The 22,897-nt window shown below is 36.8% G+C and carries 24 protein-coding genes and 1 pseudogene; 18 read left to right on the top strand and 7 right to left on the bottom strand.

The genetic code is table 11. The annotated features are described in order from the left end of the window. The first annotated feature begins 9 nt into the window (after positions 1-9). From R7E51_RS18785 to R7E51_RS18745, 9 genes are all read left to right on the top strand, one after another. The gene (locus R7E51_RS18785) at positions 10-2,136 is read left to right on the top strand and encodes a site-specific integrase (protein ID WP_020196721.1); all 2,127 of its coding nucleotides are present in this window, start codon (positions 10-12) and stop codon (positions 2,134-2,136) included. Next, positions 2,129-2,704, top strand: a complete 576-nt coding sequence (locus R7E51_RS18780; protein ID WP_020196720.1) for a hypothetical protein — start codon at positions 2,129-2,131, stop codon at positions 2,702-2,704. Before R7E51_RS18785 ends, R7E51_RS18780 begins: the two co-directional genes overlap by 8 nt. Positions 2,705-2,712: 8 nt before the next feature. After that, positions 2,713-4,062 carry a tyrosine-type recombinase/integrase gene (locus tag R7E51_RS18775; protein WP_020196719.1) on the top strand — a complete coding sequence of 450 codons (1,350 nt, stop codon included), beginning with the start codon at positions 2,713-2,715 and terminating at the stop codon, positions 4,060-4,062. A gap of 374 nt (positions 4,063-4,436) precedes the next feature. Further along, positions 4,437-6,221, top strand: coding sequence for a hypothetical protein (locus R7E51_RS18770; RefSeq protein ID WP_020196718.1), 1,785 nt, complete (start codon positions 4,437-4,439; stop codon positions 6,219-6,221). Between the two features lie 376 nt (positions 6,222-6,597). After that, positions 6,598-7,530, top strand: coding sequence for a hypothetical protein (locus tag R7E51_RS18765; RefSeq protein ID WP_020196717.1), 933 nt, complete (start codon positions 6,598-6,600; stop codon positions 7,528-7,530). Beyond that, a complete protein-coding gene (locus R7E51_RS18760; RefSeq protein ID WP_020196716.1) occupies positions 7,520-7,948 on the top strand; it encodes a hypothetical protein in 429 nt (142 codons plus the stop codon). The genes R7E51_RS18765 and R7E51_RS18760 overlap by 11 nt, the downstream gene beginning before the upstream one ends. A gap of 520 nt (positions 7,949-8,468) precedes the next feature. Continuing rightward, complete coding sequence (gene cspE, locus R7E51_RS18755) at positions 8,469-8,681, top strand: transcription antiterminator/RNA stability regulator CspE (protein ID WP_005380667.1); 213 nt, start codon at positions 8,469-8,471, stop codon at positions 8,679-8,681. A gap of 119 nt (positions 8,682-8,800) precedes the next feature. Continuing rightward, on the top strand, positions 8,801-9,001 hold the full coding sequence (locus tag R7E51_RS18750; protein ID WP_020196715.1) for a hypothetical protein: 201 nt from the start codon (positions 8,801-8,803) through the stop codon (positions 8,999-9,001). A gap of 65 nt (positions 9,002-9,066) precedes the next feature. Then, on the top strand, positions 9,067-9,225 hold the full coding sequence (locus R7E51_RS18745) for a hypothetical protein (RefSeq protein WP_020196714.1): 159 nt from the start codon (positions 9,067-9,069) through the stop codon (positions 9,223-9,225). An 805-nt stretch (positions 9,226-10,030) separates the two neighbouring features. Here R7E51_RS18745 and R7E51_RS18740 read toward each other — a convergent pair. Both R7E51_RS18740 and R7E51_RS18735 read right to left on the bottom strand, forming a co-directional pair. Further along, a complete protein-coding gene (locus tag R7E51_RS18740) occupies positions 10,031-10,186 on the bottom strand; it encodes a hypothetical protein (protein WP_020196713.1) in 156 nt (51 codons plus the stop codon). Between the two features lie 202 nt (positions 10,187-10,388). Then, the gene (locus R7E51_RS18735) at positions 10,389-10,598 is read right to left on the bottom strand and encodes a cold-shock protein (protein WP_005380677.1); all 210 of its coding nucleotides are present in this window, start codon (positions 10,596-10,598) and stop codon (positions 10,389-10,391) included. Between the two features lie 325 nt (positions 10,599-10,923). On the opposite strand from R7E51_RS18735, the gene R7E51_RS18730 reads away from it, so the two are divergent. After that, complete coding sequence (locus tag R7E51_RS18730; protein ID WP_020196712.1) at positions 10,924-11,112, top strand: hypothetical protein; 189 nt, start codon at positions 10,924-10,926, stop codon at positions 11,110-11,112. Positions 11,113-11,438: 326 nt separating this feature from the next. Here the strand turns inward: R7E51_RS18730 and R7E51_RS18725 are convergent, their stop codons facing one another. The 3 genes from R7E51_RS18725 to R7E51_RS18715 form a co-directional block, all read right to left on the bottom strand. Next, positions 11,439-11,840 carry a hypothetical protein gene (locus R7E51_RS18725; RefSeq protein WP_020196711.1) on the bottom strand — a complete coding sequence of 134 codons (402 nt, stop codon included), beginning with the start codon at positions 11,838-11,840 and terminating at the stop codon, positions 11,439-11,441. Further along, a complete protein-coding gene (locus R7E51_RS18720; protein ID WP_031829691.1) occupies positions 11,833-12,726 on the bottom strand; it encodes a hypothetical protein in 894 nt (297 codons plus the stop codon). Before R7E51_RS18720 ends, R7E51_RS18725 begins: the two co-directional genes overlap by 8 nt. Before the next feature lie 158 nt (positions 12,727-12,884). Further along, positions 12,885-13,094, bottom strand: a complete 210-nt coding sequence (locus tag R7E51_RS18715) for a helix-turn-helix domain-containing protein (protein ID WP_020196709.1) — start codon at positions 13,092-13,094, stop codon at positions 12,885-12,887. A gap of 105 nt (positions 13,095-13,199) precedes the next feature. Between R7E51_RS18715 and R7E51_RS18710 the strand changes: the two genes are divergently transcribed. The 7 genes from R7E51_RS18710 to R7E51_RS18680 all read left to right on the top strand — a co-directional run bounded on the left by R7E51_RS18710 (position 13,200) and on the right by R7E51_RS18680 (position 19,932). Beyond that, complete coding sequence (locus R7E51_RS18710; RefSeq protein WP_020196708.1) at positions 13,200-13,739, top strand: hypothetical protein; 540 nt, start codon at positions 13,200-13,202, stop codon at positions 13,737-13,739. Beyond that, positions 13,729-15,048 carry a HipA domain-containing protein gene (locus R7E51_RS18705; protein ID WP_020196707.1) on the top strand — a complete coding sequence of 440 codons (1,320 nt, stop codon included), beginning with the start codon at positions 13,729-13,731 and terminating at the stop codon, positions 15,046-15,048. Before R7E51_RS18710 ends, R7E51_RS18705 begins: the two co-directional genes overlap by 11 nt. A gap of 64 nt (positions 15,049-15,112) precedes the next feature. Continuing rightward, the gene (locus R7E51_RS18700) at positions 15,113-15,310 is read left to right on the top strand and encodes a hypothetical protein (RefSeq protein WP_020196706.1); all 198 of its coding nucleotides are present in this window, start codon (positions 15,113-15,115) and stop codon (positions 15,308-15,310) included. 250 nt (positions 15,311-15,560) lie between these two features. Then, the gene (locus R7E51_RS18695) at positions 15,561-15,923 is read left to right on the top strand and encodes an HVO_A0114 family putative DNA-binding protein (protein ID WP_020196704.1); all 363 of its coding nucleotides are present in this window, start codon (positions 15,561-15,563) and stop codon (positions 15,921-15,923) included. Positions 15,924-16,041: 118 nt separating this feature from the next. Beyond that, positions 16,042-17,238 carry a metallophosphoesterase family protein gene (locus tag R7E51_RS18690; protein WP_020196703.1) on the top strand — a complete coding sequence of 399 codons (1,197 nt, stop codon included), beginning with the start codon at positions 16,042-16,044 and terminating at the stop codon, positions 17,236-17,238. Continuing rightward, positions 17,231-19,024 (top strand): ORC-CDC6 family AAA ATPase, encoded by a 1,794-nt coding sequence (locus R7E51_RS18685; protein ID WP_020196702.1) that lies wholly within the window; start codon positions 17,231-17,233, stop codon positions 19,022-19,024. Before R7E51_RS18690 ends, R7E51_RS18685 begins: the two co-directional genes overlap by 8 nt. Continuing rightward, the gene (locus R7E51_RS18680; protein ID WP_020196701.1) at positions 19,024-19,932 is read left to right on the top strand and encodes a hypothetical protein; all 909 of its coding nucleotides are present in this window, start codon (positions 19,024-19,026) and stop codon (positions 19,930-19,932) included. The genes R7E51_RS18685 and R7E51_RS18680 overlap by 1 nt, the downstream gene beginning before the upstream one ends. Positions 19,933-20,012: 80 nt before the next feature. Here the strand turns inward: R7E51_RS18680 and R7E51_RS18675 are convergent, their stop codons facing one another. After that, a complete protein-coding gene (locus tag R7E51_RS18675) occupies positions 20,013-20,864 on the bottom strand; it encodes a thymidylate synthase (protein WP_020196700.1) in 852 nt (283 codons plus the stop codon). 177 nt (positions 20,865-21,041) lie between these two features. Here R7E51_RS18675 and R7E51_RS18670 point away from each other — a divergent pair. Then, positions 21,042-21,569, top strand: a pseudogene (locus tag R7E51_RS18670) (thymidylate synthase); the annotation flags it as partial. A 70-nt stretch (positions 21,570-21,639) separates the two neighbouring features. Here R7E51_RS18670 and R7E51_RS18665 read toward each other — a convergent pair. Then, positions 21,640-22,782: a flavohemoglobin expression-modulating QEGLA motif protein gene (locus R7E51_RS18665; protein WP_025768430.1), complete on the bottom strand. Its 1,143-nt coding sequence runs from the start codon at positions 22,780-22,782 to the stop codon at positions 21,640-21,642. Positions 22,783-22,897 lie beyond the last annotated feature (115 nt).

The raw sequence follows: 22,897 nt of genomic DNA, 5'->3' as shown, positions 1-22,897 counted from the left end.
GGGCTTGACATGAATTTACATGATGACTTGGGTTTTCTTAATAATATTTTTGAATCAGGTGTTGAGCGGTTCAAGAAACATCCTTACCTTAAAAGCGAATTTATAGAAAATATTTGGCGGTTTGACACTTCTACTTCAACAGGAAAGTTTGTCACGGAAGTAGACTTTAATATCACATTACCCAATGGAGAGTTGCTAACTAGCGAAAGTCATGGTTCATTGCTAAATACGTTTAAGATGTGGATAATAGCATACCTATCTACTAATAGTAGCGGGAAGCTAATTGTAAAGCCATCCCCAATAACTACAAGAGATAAACTTCCTTACATCTGTAAAATAATTGATTATTTCATTCTAAGAGATGGATATATTAAAATATCAGAATATGGTTTAAGAATATTATCTGAAGATGATGTGATACAATTGTTCTCGATTTTATCTTCCTCAAAAGATACATATGAGACCATATACAACTTTAAAGATAGAGCGTTGTCATATATTTATTTTAATGCTGTAAATTCTATTCGTAATAATAGTGCCGATAGGTCTGATATTAGCTATGATTTACTTACTGGTAAAAATTCTTATGCATTTGATTTGATTGATAGTAAATATGTAGATAATTTATCTATTATGAGAAGTTGGTTACTATCTAACGACTTTTTTAGAGAAGATACAAAAACTAGCGCCGATTATAAATATGTTTTAAAAGTGTCAAAGTTAGGAAGGGAGTTGCTTGGTTCAAAAACCATTTGGGGAGGGAAGATTAGTAAATCGGGAGATTGGGTTGAAGCTTTTCATCTAGTTGATAAATCGCCATATCATATTGAGTATAGAAGGATTAATGTTCAAGATACCCCAGAAGATGAGTTAATATCTAAAACGGCTTTTATTAATTTTCGTTCTGCTTGGCAATCATTAAAGTTGTTATCTAGCCATGACTTTAGAAAGAATGGAATCTACGTACCTGAAGATAATATAATTGATTGTGTGGATTTTTCTCGTGTTAAAGTTAAGAACTCAGGAAGGTTTAAAAGTATTCCATTTCCTATTGTATTTAATATGATCGAGAAATGCATCGATTTTCATTTAAATTACGGTGAAGAGTTAGTCTCATCATACGATAGTGTGGTTAGGCTAGTAGCTAGTCGAGATTATGATAAAGCACTTAGTAAAAGTTCTTCAGAAGATAGAACTCGGCTCAGAGAGTTCATATCGGATAGAGAGTTCATAACTTGCATTCATCCTAAAATAAAAGAGCTAGGTTGTAATCAATTCGGAAGAGGTCAGAGGTGGACTGCGAAAGAGTTGAGGGAGAACAAAAGTTTAATTGATTTAATATCGGTATACTTTGGGCTAGTGGCCATTATATTTGGAGCTTTAGCCGCAAGGAGAGTTGGTGAATATCTATCCATCAAGCATGGTAGTGCATTTGATAAAAAAAATCGTTATGTGATATTTGATAGAGAAAAAGCGACTCAAAATTTAGGAGGATTACGGGATAAAATTGCTCGCCCAATGGATGAGCTATGTATTTCTATGCTTGAAAATTTGGAGCGAATCCAAAAAGTACTAATTGATTGTGGATACTTATCTAGTATCCCTCATATTTTCTCCTATCCGTATATTAATCCTGTCAGAATTTCTGAGGCAAATTTTTATAATTCTTTATATCAAGCGATGGATAAGGCTTGTGACTATTTTGAAACAGAAGTAGTAGATGGACTGCGATATTATCTACGTCCGCATCAACTAAGACGATTTTTCGTTCAACTTTACGTATGGTCTTCAGGTGAATCCCAACAGGGGCTAGATGTTTTACGTTGGTTTTTAGGGCAGACAGATATAGAACATCTCCACCGTTATATTACAGAGTCAGTTACAGGTGAGGTGTTACGTGATGTGGAGGTTCAGTATGTTTCAGAACACATTGATAGCTTTCCAAAGCTCAAGTCATATATATGTCAAAAATACAATGTAAATAATGTGGAGTTACTTGATTCAGAGGAGCTTGAAGATTATATAAATTACCAAGCATCAAAAGGATCGATTATATTTGATTATGAGTTTATAACTGATTTTGAAGGGAAAAAGCATAAACTATTAGTTAAAATAGTTGGTGAAAATGATGAATAAGCTATCAGAGAAAAAAGTTAATTCGTTAAAAAATATTGAATTGATTTTAAAAGATATCATTAAAGAACCAGAGAAATATCATGAATCTACATATCTCATTAAATCTTTAGAGTCCCAAGGCGGTCTGGCTAGATTTGAAGGCCATATTGTTATTAATGGGGAAAGGTTAGAAGTATCACCTTCTTCAATTAATACTCAAAAGAGACAAGCAAAAATATTATTTTCTGAAGGTTATCAGTATATAAATCGTTTGAGGATCAGTGCATTAGAAACCTTGAACACATCTCCAAGTGTAGAAAAAAAAGAGAACAGAAGAACTAAACAAGGTCTATATAATGCATTGAAATCAAGGGATAATTTGGTCGATTTGTACAAAGAAGAGCATTTGGTATGGATTCAGATAATCGATAGAGCTAAATCTGAAATCCTATCTATTTCTAAAATAGATGACCAAAAACTTAGGGAACATCGAGCTAAAAATGCAGTTAAAAAGTTAAATTCGACATTATCTCTATTAGATATTTTTCCTGAAGATAGTGATAAGGAAAATAATGTTTCTGAAATTTAGAGGTGTCTATGTCTAAAGTTCAGTTGTGGCAAATTATACCAGAGTATCGGAACATCCATTTTGTTGGAAGGGATTTACAACCTGTAGTAAAAGTGATCAAAAATTTCCCTTTTATGACATTACCAAGTGGGAAGGCCTGCGTTGCTGCAAATAAGTATTTAATAAAAGTATCTGAAAGAAAATCGGAAGGTACAGTTAAGCAATATGCATCTTCAATAAGTGCATTAGTTAGATATTGCTATGAGCATAAAGTAGATTTTATTGACTTAACTTCCGATCATTTTTCTGAACTCATGCAGATTCAAAGAGATGAGAAAACCAACTCTTTAACGCCCAAAAGAGTCAGTAATACTTTAATTTCAAACGCTAGGCGTTGGCTTGATTTTCTTGATTTTATAGCGAAGGAGAATGATGACTCAACATTTTTACCAGCTAGGATATTGGCGAGCAAAAGGGTCAGAAATGTCAGGAAGGGTAAAACTATAGTTAAACAAGAAGTATGGTGGCATTGCTCATTTGATACACCTAGTCCTCTGAAAAAAAGAAAACCAATCTCAAAAGCATCGATTGATGCATTACGTTCTGCAATTATCAATGTAACGTCAGATAAAGCACTAATTAGGCGTAGAGAAGCTTTATTAAGAGGTCTTGAATCAACTGGAGGAAGAGTTGCGGAGCTTGTAGAGTTGAAAGTTGAAGATGTTTTAAAAGCTGAGGAAATGAAGAACCCCATGCTTAAATTAATAACGAAAAAAAACGACTCTGGATATAGATTTATACCAATCTTACATCAAGACTTAAGAGCATTAATTAAATATATAGAAATACACAGAAGCAAGTTAATCGAAGATACGATTGGAGAGTCAAATGATCATGGATTTGTTTTTATAAGTGTAAAAACAGGCATAAAATTAACAGCAAAATATTTAAGCGATGAAGTGGGAAATTTGAGAAGAGCGGCTGGGATTGAAGAAAAAGCCTGTGCTCAAATGTTTAGACATAGATTTATAACTAAATTGTTTATTTCTTTGATAAAGGAATTTAATGCTTCAAACAAGTCAGAATTAAAGCTCGCTCTACTTGATGGTAGTATATTTAAGAAGAAAGTCCAGCAATATACTAACCATAAGAGTTTGGATAGCCTTGATCATTATATTGATCTCGCATTTGCGGAATTGGTAGATGTCGATGGTGTTGAAAATAGAGTTCGTCAAAGAATGGCATATGAAGCTTTCGATAGGGGGCTAGATGAACTTGAATCTAAATTAAAAGATGGAATGGTAGTGTCAGAGTATCTGGAAGAACTACAAAGCCTCAGGACGGCAATGCAGAAAGATCTAGATGCTTTATCGGGCTAAGTATGGGGTAGACAGCCCAGCAACTGTTGTGCAGTAAGTCTGCACTAAACTAAACATATCTGTATTCCAATGGCCTCTCGATTAAATCCGATTGATTGAACCATCTTTCTGCCCCGTTTCTACTTAGACTAAAAACTTATTCATATGTTGTTCATCTCTTTTTGCCTTACTAAACCTAATTGTACAGCGTAAGAGTTTCAGGTGGACTCTTTCCGTCATGCAAGGCCAACAATCACATAACGTGCTTATATTGCTTGAGTTGCATACGTGATAGTAGCAAGATAGTCCGAAAGCAAAAGCAGAAAGATTCTGTCTAAAAAGCGTCATATCTCAAAGAAATCAGCGAGTCAGAATTCACATCAGTAGGAGTGGTAATGTTCAAAATACACAAATCAAAAAGCAAGGATGAGTCCATAGAAGAAGTGACTGCCGTAGTTGTGGAAGAACCCCACAAACATCCCATGATATGCCTTTTTGATTTCGAGGAAGATGTAGAAAAAGAACTGGAAAACTTAAGGTTTAACTATGTAACTGCTAGTTTCGGTTCAACTGTGAAAGTTGCGAACAAACGTCATGAAGAAAAACTCCTGAAGCTGCACCATGACTATCCTAGCAATCTACATGAATTTGACATCGTTATGTTGGATCTGACTGTTGAGAAATCAGAAGATTTTGATGCTAGCCTGCATAGCCTAAAAAATACAACTGGAAACAAAGCTCATGCCTTGCTTAGCATATACCCCGAACAAGTTTTCGACCCTAGGCCATTATCCATTAATATCGTTTCTGATGAAATAAATGAGCTGGCATGGAAGAAGGCAATAGTGATCGCATTTTGCGGGAGTGCAATTTCTTCTGAATACCAATTTGTAGAAATAACAGCATACGAGGCTAGTATTACACGCCGAGAGTCATATTCTAACCATACATTCTATAAAGGCTTTTCTGGCTCTAAAAACCGACATGGCCGTAAGGTTGCCCTCCCAGAAAAAGGCTCAAAACTATCTCCGCTGTTTAATCAACACTTAGATGGAATTGAGTACCGAAGTGTGTTTAACCACCCTGATGTTTGGGAGGACGGAAAGTACCAGAAAGACCGTAATTTTATACCACTGTTACTTAATGAAAGAGATGAAATTGTAAGTTACGCGCATTTCCAAAACGAGTCACTGGTATTAGTCTTCCCAGACATTGAGAACAAAGGAAGCTTTGTTGCTAGTCTCCTTAAGACATACCTACCAGAAATAATGCCAGATATATTCCCATTTCATGGTGAATTCGGCTGGTTAGAAAGTGGGGACTATTTGTTGCCTGGAGAGAGCGAGTTATTGCAAGAAAAGGCCGATATAGAGGAAAAATACGTCAAAGATATTACTGAAAACGAGAACTCTCTGCTCAAATTAAAGAGTGAGTTCAAGTTTCTGACAGATTTAATTTCTGAAACTGGTGATGCATTAGTATCGTCGATTGAACATTATCTCAAGTGGTTGGAGTTTGAGTCGGTAGTTAACTTTGACGATACAAATCCAGATATTCTTGAAGAGGATATTCAGGTTGATTGTGGGGATCGGTTTTTAGTCATCGAGATTAAAGGCATTGGAGGTACATCGACAGACAAAGACTGCTCTCAAATTAGCAAGATTAGGTATAGACGCGCCGAGCAACGAGGAAAATTTGATGTGTTCGGACTATATATTGTCAATCACCAGCGATACATGCCACCAAAATCGAGATCCAACCCCCCGTTTACCGAGAATCAAGTCAAAGATGCAGGCCACGATAAGCGAGGGCTTTTAACCACATACGATCTTTATAAAGCATATTTCCTGATTGAAGACGGGATTTTGCAAAAATCAGATGTTAGAGAATCACTTTTTAAAACAGGGCTAATTACTCTAGAGCCTACAGACCTAGTATCTATTGGTGTTCCTCAAGAACTCTTCATGAACGGTCAAGTTGCTATCGTAAATTTAAATGATATAACTCTAGCTGTAGGCGACACCTTGATCGTAAGAAAACAAGGAGATTATTCAAGAGCTAAAGTCGAATCCTTGCAAGTTAATGGTAAGGGAGTAGATACCTGTAATGAAGGAGAGGTTGGCATAAAGTTAGACCGAAAATTGAAGAAGAACTCAGAGCTGTTTGTTAGAAAGTTATAACAAGCTGTTGATCTGTACCTTTAAGTACTGGGCACTGAGTTAAGCGATTTTTCCATACTTAAACTCATTCATTGATTGCTAATTTAGCAACATCGCTAACTCAGAAATGTCCAACAGTGTGCTGACGGGGCATGAAACACGAAAATGCCCCAAAACTCGCTAGACCAAACACTCTACAAGATCTGTTTCGTTCATTTTATCCTACAAAAAGTTATTCGATAGAATGCAACTCAACACGATTGAGTCTACATTATACTTATTTAGCCTGTCAGATTGCCTATTTGATTGGTTAAATCATCAGATTGTCTTCTTGTGGATGATAAATACTTGAAAATATTGTTATTATCGTTTTTATTTATCAGTAAAACCGACTTCCATGAGATATGAATCCGCTCCTGTAGCCCCAAAAGAAAGACAAGAAACAACTAGACAGCGAGCAGCTCGCCAACGTAGAGAGCGTCAGGAAGAGTTGAGGTATACCGCGAGCGATGAAAAGCGATGGGCAGAAATTAGAGAGAGGGTTCTTAGAGATAGACAAGAGGCTGGATTAGGTCAAATCTCTCAAGGTTTAAAAACGCCTCAAATTCTAAGCGATTCTATCGGGCTACAGTGTTCACTTGACGATGAAATGGCGAAGAATCATCAGCATGTACTTATTACTGATTTAGAAGATGCGCACAAGATATTGCATAACGTTTGGCTAGATTCTGGTAAAGACGTTGCAGCTCTTGCAGCGAGTATTAATACAGCAAAATCATGGTTCAACCACACAGAGCCGATGTTTGACGCCGCGTCTATTGCTAAGCAATTCGGGGATATGAACATTAAGGCGGATCTTGTTGAGAGCAGAGGACAAATCTTTGTCGCATTCAATGGGACAGATCAGAACGGGAAAGTACTCAAACATGCGTTAGTGAATGGCTCTCGTATCAACATGAACGGAAAAAAATACCCGCTTAATTCATTTAAAGCAATGCAAACTGGTTTTAGCCCGAAATCTAGGGTTGCAAACTTTAAAGGTGCAGGAGTTTTAACGTTTGTTGTATCGGCGAGTATTGCTACTAGTGACCTAGTGTTCAAAGATGATTACCACCTAGTGGATTGGTTTGGGAATGTTGGCTCTGACATGTTCAAATTTATGCTCCAAAGCGCAGTTGGTGAAGCCGCATTGTTTGCTGCTGCTGTCTTAGGTCAACCGATAATTATCGGTGCAATTGCTGTAACAGCGACATATCTTCTAATTGAATGGGCTTGGGGCGAATACAAAATTTCTCAAACGATAGTTGAAAGGTTAGAAAGTGCGATATAAAACTAAAATCCGTTTGGCTGGCTTATTTTTTGTTTCACTAATGCTGTTGTGTTGGTTTTATCCTTCTTATAGCGTTTATTTGGATTACCTTGAGCTATTGAATCGAGCCGATACTGTGCAAGTTTCCGTTATTACCTTGTGGGTTCCTGTTGGTGTTTTTGGGGCTTTAGTGTGTGTGCTTTTTATGACACCTAAAGCATTGCTATATGGGAAGAAGATTAATGAACTTTATTCTCAAAGAGCTATGCAGTTAGCTAACAAAATTAGTATTTATTTTGCATTGGCAGGCGTGGCATTTGCTGCTGGCTGGACATATCACTCTATCGACTTGTTAGAAAAATATGGGTACGTATACAGCCGAGATTTAACAAAAGTCACTCCAACAGGAGTGCACTTGATGTACGTTAAAGCTCGATGATTGAACTTAACGGCACTTAATCCGAACCCAGCCAATACTTTTCTGGTGCGATGTTGCTCATCGCACTAGCCCTTCACAACAACTTTGCAATACCTGTGATTATTCGTAGCTTTCTAAATTAGAGAAGGCACTGACAAGGTTTTGTCCATCTTCGAGCCAGCTAGATCTGTGCTGGCTCATTTATGCCCCATTCAAAGTTAGAATTAGGGATCATGCTTGTATCGAATATCTGTTTTGCAATAATTATTTTTAATGATGCTGTTGATTTCAATTCAGCCTTTCACTTTTTATGTCATTGATTTTATGGACAATAAAAATCAATCAAGAAATAGATATCTATTATGTTCATATAGTGTATAGTGTCAGAAGCTCAAACGATGAGCTATTAGTAAAATATTTAGTTCAAGATCTTCTCAGTTTTTATTCGATTAAATTCGTCATATTTATCCTGCGATACCTTTTTCTTCATTCCTTATTTAGTAGCTTTCTTTTTAACTTAATCAATGTATCGAGATATATTATGTCAAATAAATCAACAGGCTTAGTAAAATGGTTTAATGAATCCAAAGGTTTTGGATTTATCACTCCTGATAACGGCGGTTCTGACCTATTTGTTCACTTCAAATCAATTGTTAGTGATGGCTTCAAAACATTATCTGAAGGCCAAAAGGTTTCTTTTGTTGTTGAACAAGGTAACAAAGGTCCTCAAGCGGATAATGTTACGTTAGTGTAAGATATTTATAAAAAGTCTCTTCTGTCGAGGAGACTTTTTTACTTTATTTTTTAATAAAGATTCTGAACGTTCGAAATACGAATAAAATAAATTTTTGGATCGATAAGATAAGAAGCAATATGAGAAAACCAGTAAGAAAATCAAGCAAGAAAACACAGAAAAACAACTTCGAAGAACGATTCGCCGCGATGGTAAAAGAATATCAAGAAGCGAAAGAAATTCTCGACTCTATGACTGAAAGTTCATCAGAATATTTAGCACAGAAAAAAGCATGCGATAAACTTTTTGCAAACGCGGAACGATACATTAATAAGAGATAATGAATTGAAATGGCTTTATTCTAATCTGAATAAAATCATCTTTCTTAGCATCAATAGGATGATATATGAGCAAGTTACCTAAACCGACACAAAAGCAGAAGCAATTTAGTATTAATCAGAAAGGGACTAAACGAATACCAGAAGAGTTGAAAAAAATGGGTGTTCGCAAACGCATAGAAGAGATTGAAGAACAAAAAAAGTGGGATAAAGAGTGGGGACTATGAGTTCACGAAACCTCTCTGAGCTTATCAATACGACACTCCTCTTACATTCCGAAAAGCTGAGCAACTTGGACCGAGACATGCTGACAAGTTTACGAGATCAACTTAATCGTGAGCAAACCTTGTCAGACAAACAATCCAAACTGTGTCAAAGGCTACTACGAAAAACGAATCATGATTGCTAACCAACGTCAGTCTTCACAGCTATCTACCCAGCTATCATCAAGCATCAAGCGTTATTCGACTTAGCATCTGATCCATTAAATCTCTAATCTTAATTAGTATTGCACCCTCTGGCGCATGATGCTCAGCTGAGCGCTTGGCGTTCGTTAGACTTTTCATGAAGATAGTTTCGCTATCCATCACGGTGTGTTTTAGGTCGGCATGGTCCTATTCCTTTTGAGGAGACGTAGTGGTGTGATGCTTTCAATATGGCATTGTTTCACGCTTAAACGTTCGAACTGACTTGGTTTCTGCCTAAAAGCTGGACTAGGCAAGCAACTGATTATCAAGGAGTATGGACGGCAAAAAACCATCATAGAATGGTTATTACCTCATCTCACAAACCTGAGCACTACGAGTATGTTTCATCGCTTCTACAGTTTAAGCAACTTAACGTTCCACTTGTCATAATATGATGTGTGCCCCAGATATTTCGTTGTTGCTATTTCCAAAGCTCATCTGTTGAAGAGCATAGTCTTTCTATGAGCAACCTTGTACAAACCTTACATTCAATATAATAAAATTTTTTTAGTGTATGATTCGCACTTTTTTAACTTAAACCAGATCTTCTTTCTACCGTGATTTTTCAAAGTAGTTCCTCCAAAACAACACCAGTCTCACCGTTAGCAATCCTTTGGAGAAGGCTATTCATCTTTATTTTTTTATGTATTGATGTTTCTTTATTTTGAATAGATTTGTTTTTATTATTTCTATTCTCATTATTAAATATTTGATTAGACATATTATGCCCCTTTATAAAAAATTATAATTAAGGTGCACTGAACATAAGTATTTTTAGGATAGGTAATTAAGGAGATTACAGAGAGAAACTTGCTAGGGATTACGCTGGAAAACTATCTTTATATTTTATCTTGAAACAAATCTTTGTCAGAGCAACTACCTCGCCAGGCGTATGACGAGGCAGTGTAAATTCAATTGTAAGACTAAATAGTCGTTACATTTTCTGCTTGAAGGCCTTTAGGACCTTTACCTACAGTAAAGGAAACCTGCTCGCCTTCAATAAGCTTCTTAAAGCCATCGCCTAAAATGCTTCTGAAATGAACAAATAAATCATCGCCATTTTCTTGAGAAATAAAACCAAAACCTTTAGTTTCGTTAAACCACTTTACTGTACCAATTACTTGATTAGACATATTATGCCCCTTATAAAATTAAAATTAAGGTGCACTGAACATAGGTATTATTTTAGGATAGAGCATTAAGGAGATTACAGAGAGAAACTTGCTAGGGATGACGCTGGAAAACTTTCTTTATATTTTATCTTGAAACAACTCTGTGTCAGAGCAAAGACCACTATACAGATTAATTAAAAAAAATATACCTTTATTTTAAATTAATTTTTATATCATCTATTCAAACGCATTTTATCACAAAGGGTTCATCTTGATTCCGACGTTTTGCAGTTGGGAACATTAAGCAATAAATCAATACTGCCAAACGGCCTTTTTTGAGAGAGACTTGCTTGCGGCTGCCAAACTCGCCTTTGTCCAACGGCTTGCTGACGGGGTAGATCATCGTAACGCAAAACTGCACGGACATGATATGGCAGAGGAAGTTGCTGGCGCATTTCCAGATATTGATGAATTAGAAAAAGATGTAGCAGACCTTGATGAGTACTTTACTAACCTGAAAAAACGAAGAAAATAAATGTTTGAATAGGAGACATAGCCCCCTATGTCTCCTGTAATCATATATCTTATCTTGAGCTGCACCAGTATAGTGGCATAGTTAATTTAGTCACTAGAATAGATATCTTGTAATACCATTGGTAATCCATGAAGTGCTAATTTAGGTAAAGGGGTAACTCAGAAATGTCCAAAAAAGAGCTAGCTGCCGTGCCTAGCTCTGTTTTGCACAAAAGCACTTTAGCCCAGGAATACTGCTTGTTGTTACTCCAAGCATTTTTACCTTAGTTAAACTCGAAGAACTAAAAAGCAAAGCCTGCTTTTAGTAATTGTGGGTGTAATGACTACTCATGTATCGGACGACAAACTTGCTATTTTAGCTTGCATGGAGAAAGCTAAATGAGATAAGAATGCATAACTAAACAATGTAAATGCGAAGAATATATTTTTAACAACATGCCACCAAAAACCAAGTTCTTTTGTCAGTAATAACACATATAAAATCAGAGCTACGGAGGCAACTAACCGCAATAAATTTGTAAACAGAACAAAATTATCAGCGTTCTCTCCCTTATAGCCCTTTAAAGCCTCATACCTGGCTGCAAGCTGACCCCACATTATGCATGATGCGATAGCAGGATCTGAGATATAAAAAAGTTCAGTCGCGCTACCTTCTGCTAAACGAAACATCAGCACTGCGATAAAAGGGAGGATTATAAATACTAGCTCATTAATAGCACGGCTAAGCATTCTCTTGATCGTCCATTAACAATTGCATCATTTCTGTGCGAGGAATTACTCCGTGAACGGCCTCAATCTCGTGCCTGACCCGCTTCATTTTGTCGGTCATATACACTCTAAGATCTACTCGTAAGCCATCACCAGGAAGTATTGTTACTTGTCGGTTAAACCAGTTTTCTAGCCAATCTGCGTGTGTGATTTTTGCACTAAATTCTTGTCTACCCGTTACTTTGCAAAGCCACTTAAATCGCCATGTATTCCCACTAAAAGCAGCGTTTACTATTTCTAAAGCAATTTTTTCATGCGGAAAGTCTTTCTCGGAAGAGTATATTTCATCAACACTCTTGCTAATTGAGATACTTTTGCCAATCCTTTTATTTGGCTCTACACTTTTATCACCGATACCAACATATACTTTATCTTGTTCTGTTAGTTGGATTCTTATTGCATTCAGAGCTTTTTCCGCACCTTTAGCTATTCGGTAATCATCTATATGGGTGATTTTTAAAGCAGAGCTGGCATCATTTTCAAATGAATCAACTACTTCTTTATGAAGTTCATTTGCTAGATTCTTAAAAGGTTCTCGAGTGTTATGTTCAGCAGGTTTGCCCAAAAAACTCTCTATCTTCTTTTGAACCTTAAGTAAAAAGTTGTCTTTTTCGTAAGCTGTTCCATCCGTATTTTTTAATGAATTATTTTGAACGCCAACTACAGAACCTTCAATTGTACGAGAGAGCTTAGAAGATAAGCGCAATTGCAAGCCTGTCGAGTCAATAACTGCTTGCTGCATTTCATTTATGCCATCTATGAGGTCTCCCATCGCATGAAAAACACGAGACGAGTTTTCTTCATCTCTCGAGTAGTCTATTTTTATCCCAAACTGTAAGTTGCTCATTTTTTAGCTCTTTATGTCGTTTGTACAAAACGTAGCATATGATGCATGAATCTATCTATCGGCCAATTCAAAAAGCTTCATAACTTTTTGTTCTGAGAAGATCCTCATTCAACATCTTCCTCATATTTTCAGTAAAAATGAAACTAAGCTGTTAGACCTTAGGGCAGAAGCTCCTTGACATCACATTCCAAGGTCTCTGCAATCTTATACAATTTTTCAAGCGTGATATTGATTTTACCGCGTTCGATACGACTCATGTAGCTTCTGTCTATCTCTGCGAGTAGCGCGAGTTTTTCTTGAGGTAAGCCTCTGGATTTTCTAACTTTTACAATACGTTGGCCTACAGCTTCGGCAAGTTTCGTGTTCATGTTTTTTATTTATGAAATTAATTTCTTGAACAATGCATGCTTGCGGCTTATATGGCCACGGATTATAATCCTCATAATTGGTGTAATTGATTAATTTTTGATCAGATGAAGATAAAAATCAGAAAAGAGTTATTTCTCGCTATTTATAACAATGAACATTTCTCAGCTAACGACTTAAAGTCCTTTCCATTAGACAGTGATGAAAAAGAATACTTATCGGATGAATACGTCGAAAAAAAATTGAAGGAAATGTCGTTTATCGGCGCAGTCCTTTCGTGCGGTTTCGATAAGCATGGTGATGAGATGTTTTCCAAAGGTTTTATGTTTAACCATATCGACTGGGAGGTTGTTGATTACGACAATTATAGTGAGGATTCGAATTATCTTTCTCTCAAGAGAGAAAGTCTCTTGACGATTTTGCAAGATAAACAGTCAGCTCTGTCAGAGTCCTATTCTCTTCATAAAAGGGCATGGAAGCATTTCAATCAGTTGTGTGCTCAACACTCAGAACTTCGGCCGTGTTTAGACCAATATATATCCGAGCATGACAATTGTAGATTGGATATCAAAGCGGAAATGCTAGCTGTAGAAAATGCCATTACCTTCTACAAAAACATAAAGCAACCAGTAGAGAATGGGAGTTAATTTGTACAACTCTATACTTTACGTATATGCCACAAACAACGGCATGCTCGTTGGGCAGTTCATTCAACAGTCGAAGAACAACTTGTCATTCTCATATTCTGATGAATGGTTAGCACACGATTCAGCCTTCCCGATTTCGCTTAGCCTGCCACTAATAAAAGGTGAGAATTCATCGTTTAATGTATTGAATTTTATAAATAATCTCCTTCCTGACGTAATGGAAGACCGACTAGATCTCGCGCACTCAGTGGGTGTGCAATCCGTCGATGCACTCACTTTACTCTCTAAAATTGGTCACGATTGCATCGGTGGCGTTATGTTTACCGACAGCAAGGAACCTCTAAGCATAGGATGGGAATACCGAGAGATCTCTACAAGTGAGTTAGATGAACTTGTAACTAACCGTAAGTCATTTCTTCCTTTCTTTGTTGATTACCGTCCGTGTATTTCGGGGACACAGAGAAAAACAACACTGATGAAGTTGAATGGCAAATGGTATGTACCCCAAGGTAAATCAATTAGCAGCCACATTATCAAGTATCCGATGGATGCGATTACTCAAAGTAGCTCTGTACTAGATATGAGTAGCAGCATTGAGAACGAATTCATCTGCACTCAAATAGCCAAAGAGCTTGGATTTAAAGTACCCAATGTCGAGATAATAGCGACTGAATCAGGAGCTAAAGCACTTGCTGTCGAGCGGTTTGACAGGAGTTTTGGTGAAAGGAGCGTATCTTGCAGGCATCAAGAAGACTTTTGCCAGATTCTTGGCGTTCCTGAACATCGAAAATATCAATCGGAGAATGGGTTAGGAATCACCAGCATTGCTGATGTTTTAAATTTCTCAGCGGAAAGCAATGTAAATACTCATGATTTTTTTAAGTTTATGATATTACAGTATCTTCTTGGTGCTACCGATGGTCATCTCAAAAACTTTTCAGTGCATATTGATCCAGAAGGACACTATCAGCTTACACCGTTCTACGATTTGCTATCAGCTTATCCTGTTGTAGGTCCCAAAGGATTAAATAAGCGAAAACTAAAGTTATCGATCGGCCTGAAAGCATCTAAAGGATATAAATACAACATCAACAAGATTTACTTACGACATATAGAGCAGACCGCTAGTCAGTTCGATATCAGCAATGATGAATGCCACGAGGTCGTATCTGGCTTTCTCGCTCAATTTAGTAACGCACTCAGCTCAATAGACAAACAGTTTCCAGCAGCGGAATTTGCGTTAGTAAAGGACGCAATATTTCAACATTCCACCGAAAACGTTGAGAAGTTGAACAGAACAATCAAATAAACATCGCGGGTAACAATTGTTACTCTTTTTGCAAACATACTTCCGATCCAATGATGGGGGATATATGACAGGCAGCACTGCTCAAGAAAATAATACGACTCTTGATTTGCAGCAGTCTTTTGCTCTGCTAAGTGTCGATAAGAACGGTATTGTAACTATGAAATTTGGTGATGAAGTAACGGTTTTTATGAACGACAAATGCCCAGCTATCACTACAGATATATTGAAGGTGATTGCATCAATAAAAAACGGGAGTAGTTAGCAATGAAAGATGAGAAAGATGAGAAAGATGAGAAAGATGAGAAAGATGAGAAAGATAAAAGTAGTGAGCTATCGAAACCTTCTTGTGAGAACCAGACATTGAGCGCTTTCTAAACTCGCTCGAAAAAGACATACAGCAGCATACAGATGAATCAGTCATTACTTCTCAAAAAATGAAAGAATAATTGGATGAGTGAACGTCGGCGACTATTCAGTCGATTTAGATGATAAATTTTAGGAGTGAGGATTGTATGAAGGCAAAAATCGGAATTCTATCAGAAGAGATTGCACGTAATCGAGTGATTCGCATTGCACAAGGAAAAGTGAGGCATGAAGAGTCTTACCCTCTTTTTTTGTTTGAGTCACTAGCTGCGCTTTCACGACTGTTGTCTAACGAAAATATTGAACTACTGAATTTGATTGCTCGCGAAAAACCAAACAGTCTTGATGAACTTGCTGAAATGAGTGGGCGTGCTATCAACGATGTTAACCGTACTCTTGAAGCACTTTCGTCCAAGGGGTTTGCTCATATAGAGAAGAAGGGAAGTCAATCTCGACCGATAGCGTTGTTTACAACGTTCGAGATCGTTATGGGCAGCTCCCTTCAACTTTAAATTACAATTTAATAGCTAGAAATGGAGTGCAACACCAAGAAATCCGACTCACGAGGTAGTCTTCTCAAGTGGGGGGCATTTATAATGCATACAGTTGTATTAAGAAAAATGCGTTGAGATGAATAAATTAAGCATATTGGTGGTTTCAGATTTACATGTAGGGACTAGTCAGGAGCACGAGCTTGATACAAAGCTCATTGTTAACGGTACTCCCAATATCTATGGGCAGGCATTGATAGAGTACTTGAAACAACTTGAAAGAAAAATTGATATCCTTGTATGTGCTGGAGACATCGGTAATAAGGGATGTAAGGAGACGTTTAAAGCTGGATGGAGCTTTCTAAATGCGTTGGCAAGTGAACTTTCTATCGATGATGTATTGTGTGTTCCAGGAAACCATGACCATCAATCCCGTCCATCAGATGAATCAAACCCTAGTGGCTTTTCTCCGAAGCATGAGCTTCAATTCACAGATCCCCCTTTTCCTTTCAATGACTATTATAAAAACACACATTTTTGGGCATGGAACTGGGAGTTGACTCAGTCTGAAAACTATAACTGTATATCAATAAATAGTAGTGCTTATCATGGATTTGGAAGTGAGTTTAGGCACGGGAGAGTTGCTTTAGAGGTTAGCAAACAAATCAAAGATAGGCTTAGTCAAGAAGATGTTAAATCCAAGCCGTTAAATCTTTTAATTTGTCATCATCATCCACAAAAAATGGATTATGTTGATGTAAGCTATGATGGCGAGGCTATGGAAGGAGCCGACTATTTGCTATCAAATATAGAGGCAGCTGACATAGGTCCTTGGTTGATTATACATGGTCATAAACACTATGCGACTATAAGCTACGGAAACTCACGAACTTCTACACCTCCTACCATTTTATCAGCAGGTAGTTTATCTGCGGTTTTATATGACTCAATAGATAGCCGAACATCCAATCAGTTTTACTTGCTTGAAATTGATATCGATAAAAGCAGCCAAAATGGAAAGGTTGTAGGAAGATTTGAAACTTATGAATCGAATAAGTTACATCAATGGCAGCCTTCCAAATCCCATAACCTTCCTGCTTGTGGTGGTTTTGGGTCACTCTATACTCCAGAACAAATATTAAATCACTTGAAGTCAAAAATTAATGAATCTAACTCCTTTCTTGAAGGTGATGAATTAAATGAATTTAGAGATAAAATATTTAATTTACCCCCTTTTGAGTTTAAGCGTTTAGAAAAACTTTTAGAAAAAAATGGTTTTATGATATCTCGTGAATTTTCTGGTGAAATAACTGAAGTTGGTAAGCGTTATGAATAACTATACACCAAGTATAAACGAGTCAATTAATGCGAAAAACACATCTACTGCCGAGTTATGTAATACATTTATTATTAATGAATATTATAATAGATTAGCATCATCTAGCCATACTATTATGATGGGTCCACGAGGAAGTGGTAAAACAACATTAATGAGAATGCTCGAAGTTAGATCTTTGGAGCTATGGGAAAATGAGGTTGCAGAACAATTTAGAAATTTGATTGACTTCTCTGGAGTGTTCATTCCAACAGATCGAGTGTGGAAAACCCAATTTGAAAACACTAGTAAGAGAATTAAATCAAAAGAAGACCTGAGAGTTCTTAATTCTCAGTTTATTTACCATATTCTTCAACAACTAGCAATGACTGTTAGCTTTAGAACTTGCCGTGTTACAGAAAAGAAAAATAAATATAGACATGTGTTTTTGGAAAAGTCTGACGAGTCTGAATTAGTAAAAGAACTATCTACTCTTTGGTGCGTTGAACCTAGAATTAATTCTTTGAAAAGTTTGATTTCTAGTATTGTGATCAAAAAGAATCTTGTTTCTAAGTACCTTAATAACTCTCTAATTGTTGGTTCGAGTGTTCTAAGACCAAATGTTGTTTATGGTGAAATACAAAGTATATTAGATTCATCTATATCTATTATTAATACATATTTAAATGAAGATGGTAAAAAATGGGCATTTTTGTTTGATGAGTTAGAGCTAGCGCCTGACGAAATAGTTCAACCTCTTATAAATAGTATGAGAGGTGGTCATCCAGATATAATTCTTAAGTTAGCATTGTCTCCGTATCATAAAGGAGTTGATGTTACGAACTCGCCAGACAGTTCAATGAAAGATCAAGATTTGAGCTATATTAACTTAACTGAACTTTCTGAAAGTGAAGGTATTAAGTTTTGTAAAGAGCTATGTCTGAATTTGTTTATTAAAAAATCGATATATGAATCGATAGATAGCTGTTTTGAAAAGCCAAAAGATATTGATATTGATGCTGTTTTTGATTCTCTAGTTGCAAAAGATGTTGGGTTTGAACAGTATTTAAATAATCGAAATCTGAATGGGTTAAGCTATATCGAAGCGAAGGAAAAACAATCTCAGTTCAGGAAGATTAAATTTATATCTTATCTTAGAGATCATAGTAAAAAAGAAAATGGTAAATTAAAACCGCGTAGAAGAGCTGCTGACTATTATGCTGGTTTTGAAAATATATGTAAATCTACAGAATATAATCCTAGAATGTTGATAGGGATTATGAATATGTTTATTCCAATAATTAAGGAAAAAGGTTTAGTTTCTATTTCTGAGCAAATATCGGGACTAGAAACATATTTTGATTCATTTAGATCGTTACTAAGTACTATAGCTGTTGATTCGAGTGATGTTCGAGTAAATAATATTTACAATCTTGTAGATTTGATAGCAAACTATTTTAAAGATGAAATATATGGAGAAAGATTTAATCCAGAGCCTAAAGGTATGTTAGTTATTGACGAAAATACACCATCAGATTTAAGAGATGCAATAGGTTTTGCATTGAATGCGGGAGCCATGATTTCGGTAAAAACCCCTGATAATAATGGTATCGGATCTTCGATGGATAAGGTTTTAACATGCAGGCTTTCTTATTTATTTTCTCATCATTATGGGTTGCTACTTACAAAGCAAAAGAAAATTCAATTAAATAAAATAATGGATGTTAATAATATTAGTGCTTCAACAATTACATTAGTTAATGCATATGGTTTTGAGAACTCTAAACAGTTGGGGTTGGACTTGTAATGAAAGTATTAAAAGGAACTACTGTAAACTATTATGATCTAGCTATAGTAGGGCTAGGCTATGAAAGTAGAGCTATTACAACGTGTAATTCTGTTAAAGATAACCTCAACAGTATAATAGCAGTTGGATATAGAGAGCATACATCTGCATACAGTTATAAATCGAACTATAGTTTCTATCAGGAAGTAAATGCTAATATTATCGAAGAAAATGATCAAGAACTTTTTAAGAAGCTCCATTCTATAATTAACACTGATTGGGCAAATAGACAAATAAATTGTTTATTGGATATAACAGTGATGAGTCGCACTCGCTTAGCAACAATTCTTATGTTGTTAATGGAGAATTTAAAGAAAGGTTCTACCATTAGGATTTGTTATGAACTGGCTGAGTATAGTTCTCCATCGAAGGAAATATCACCAATAAGAAAAATTGGTCCTATAATTGAATCATTATCAGGCTCTATGGGCGATATTGAATTACCTAGTTCGATTGTATTAGGATTGGGATATGAACTAGGGAAAGCAATTGGGATCAGCAATTACTTAGATACAGAACAACAATATCTGTTGATTCCTAAGTCTATAGATTCTCGCTTTGAAGATGATATTTATTCAAATAATAAGTCGTTAATTGAAAGTACATCAAAAAACTGCATATTTGAATATGATGTATGTAATCCTTATGTTAGTTATTTAAATCTGAGAGAATTATTAATTGCAATTTCTGAAGTGTCTAGACCTATTGTTGTCCCTTTAGGTCCCAAGATCTTAAGTGCGCTATGTGTTATTCTTAGTAAGGAAATGGATTACTCTTTACCTATTTGGAGAGTATCTTCAGAACACAATGAAGTACCAGTTGATCGTCGCTCTAGTGGGCATATGTATGAACTTAGCTTAAGAATATAAATTAGCATTCTTTGATGTTCAATATTTCGACTACGTCAATATTATTGCAGGCCAAGATTGGCGATCTTGGCCTGCAATAATCATACTGAGAATGGGTAAGCTATTGGTTCGTGATGTTCATAACCTTCTACTTTGAAGTCGTCAAGAGTAACCCACGTTTCTAAGTCCTCTAGAGATTTAATTTCTGGATTGATATGGAATGTTGGCGATTTCAATGGTTTACGTTTAAGTTGTACATCACGCATCAACTCGTATTGGTCTTCGTATATGTGTGCATTTACTATTTTGTGAAAAACTTTTCCCGCTTTTAAGCCTGTAATTTGAGCCATGATCGCTAACAAAAAGTAGCATTGAACCATATTGAAGTTTAGGCCGAGCGGTACATCGCAAGAACGTTGTGTACTGTTTAGATACAGAGTGTCGCCTAAAATTGAGAAATGGTGGCTGTACATACAAGGACGTAAGCAACCTAAATGAAAAGCACCTGGATGATAGAATGTTATTATCTCACTACGGTCATCAATGCCTTTACTAAGGTTATTAACAACTTTTTTTACAAGATCCACATCACCGCCATCAGGTTTCGGGAACGCTCTGGCAACCTTTCCATAAATGAAACCGCAGTCATCTGTCCCTTTTCTATGAGGATTCGCAAGCCAGCTCTCATTTAAATTTGCGTTTGCATCCCATGTTTTGGTGCCTAGTGCTCTAAAATCTGCGGCATTATCGTAACCTCGAAGGTAGCCAATAATTTCTGCGATGGCGCTTTTCCAGTAGCTCTTACGTGTCGTTACTAAAGGAAACTCACCAGAACTGACATCGTAAGTCAAATCTGCATTTATAACTGTTAGGCAACGTTTGCCTGTTCTTTCGTTCTTTACCCAAACGCCTTCATCTATAATACGCTGGCATAAATCTAGATATTGTTTCACTTTTTCATTCCTACATTTCTTTTATTCAATTGTACCAAAGGAACTAACCCTTATTCGAGCAAAATACTCCCAGTTCTTACTCGGTGCTTGATGGTAGACAGAAGTGCTTATGGCTATAATGGATTATGAAAGTCACTTTATGTGATATGGACAACAAAAAGTGACAAAAGGTAAAATGGGGTTCAAGGGCGCGCCTGGGCGAAACCTGATGGTGGTCATGTTGACCAGCTACGTAAGATAGTGGATGACTTAACGCGTGGTGTTGATGACCGCGGTGAAATCTTGAACTTCTACAATCCGGGTGAGTTCCACATGGGGTGCTTGCGTCCTTGTATGTACAGTCACCATTTTTCATTGCTGGATGATACGCTTTACCTGAATAGTACTCAGCGTTCGTGTGATGTACCGCTTGGCTTAAACTTCAATATGGTTCAAGTTTACGTGTTCTTGGTGATTATGGCGCAAATTACGGGCAAGAAACCTGGTCAGGCATTTCATAAGATTGTGAATGCTCACATTTATGAAGATCAGCTTGAACTGATGCGCGATGTTCAGTTGAAACGTGAGCCATTAAAAGCGCCGACGTTCCATATCAACCCAGAGATTAAATCTCTAGAAGATTTGGAAACATGGGTCACACTGGATGACTTTTGGGTTGAAGGGTACGAGCATCACGATCCTATTCGTTACCCATTCTCAGTGTAACGAGTATCGTTCTTCAAGATATAGAAAAAGCTCCGAATGGAGCTTTTTTCTTTTTTGTACTTAGAAGGTATTATTTTAGTGCACTGACAATATAACGGTGAATTGGGTTGGTCTGCATCGGTGTGGACAGTGCCGGGCTAATAAACTTAGGTTGAGTGAATATTTCTTTACTCACTAATGAACGGATAAGCTCAAAGTACTTCAGCTCTGTTTTCCCGCACAACAATAGTGAAAAGTCATCGCCCAATCTATCATAGGCATTGAGCACCTCTCGGAATCCTCTAAGATACAAGTAATCCTTCGTTAAACCTCCACCTCGATAGACTCGGGCAGTCGTTGTAAATGCTTGAAGATCAGAAGCTTTATACTGTTCTTTTAATAGCATGAACGTATGGCGGAAATCGCGATCCTTGATCATCGACTCTACTGCCAGAACTCGTAAGGCTAAGGTTCTTAGGCGCTTGATACTGAAATGTCCTGACAGATACTCACATAATATAGCCAGCCCTTCTTGAGTGTTGGTATTGGCAGGACAACCTAAGCTCAGGACTTTTAGCGGTTGTTGACGACCGTTAAGCGTAGTTAGGAGATGTACTCCCATTTCATGATGTGCAAGAGCCTCCAGCTCATCAGTGGTGATGTACGCCGCGTGGTTAATTTTGACTCTAGATCCTGAAACTAGTGCGTTTGCTAACATCCCGTCCAACACCTGTATTTCACATTCATACCCATTGCGTTGAGCAAAATTTTGCATGAAACGTGCTATTGCACGGCTATCGTGCTGAGGTTCTTTTTCTTCTTCTGTAGGAAGGTGCAATATGAAATGGGCGTTGGCAATATCTTTGGCGCTCGGTTCCCCATAATAGCGTAAGGAGTTATAAAGAAACTCTTGCGTACCTATGGTATTCACTTGATCCAGTTTATCTGCATAAGACTGAATTACATCTGCGTACAGCCTCTGCAATTGGGTGTCTTGAATGTTTTCTAGAGGTAGCTCATATAGACGTCGCTTTGCGCTGTGAGTATCTACATTAGTAATTGAATATTGAAAATTAGGCTCTTGAGAATATTTGTTTTTAATGAAACGTTCTCTTTCTTGAGCATAATTAAGAGGATTCACGCTACTGAGGATATCAATATCAGCAACCAGTTGGGTTAGGTTTTCGTCTATTGCGAGTAGCTGATCAGAAATAGCGTCATTAAGCTGCGTCATGTTGTCGACTCCAAATGAGATAGCTCAGCATAAGCATGCTGATGTGGCTCAAATTATCACCGGACAATCGATTTGAACAGTTTAATTATCATAAAAAAGGCTCCACGATGTGGAG

Source organism: Vibrio sp. Vb1166 (genome assembly GCF_033338695.1).
GTDB lineage: Bacteria > Pseudomonadota > Gammaproteobacteria > Enterobacterales > Vibrionaceae > Vibrio > Vibrio alginolyticus.
The sequence above is the reverse complement of the archived record's forward strand: the minus strand, read 5'-3'. Positions and strand labels throughout refer to the sequence as shown.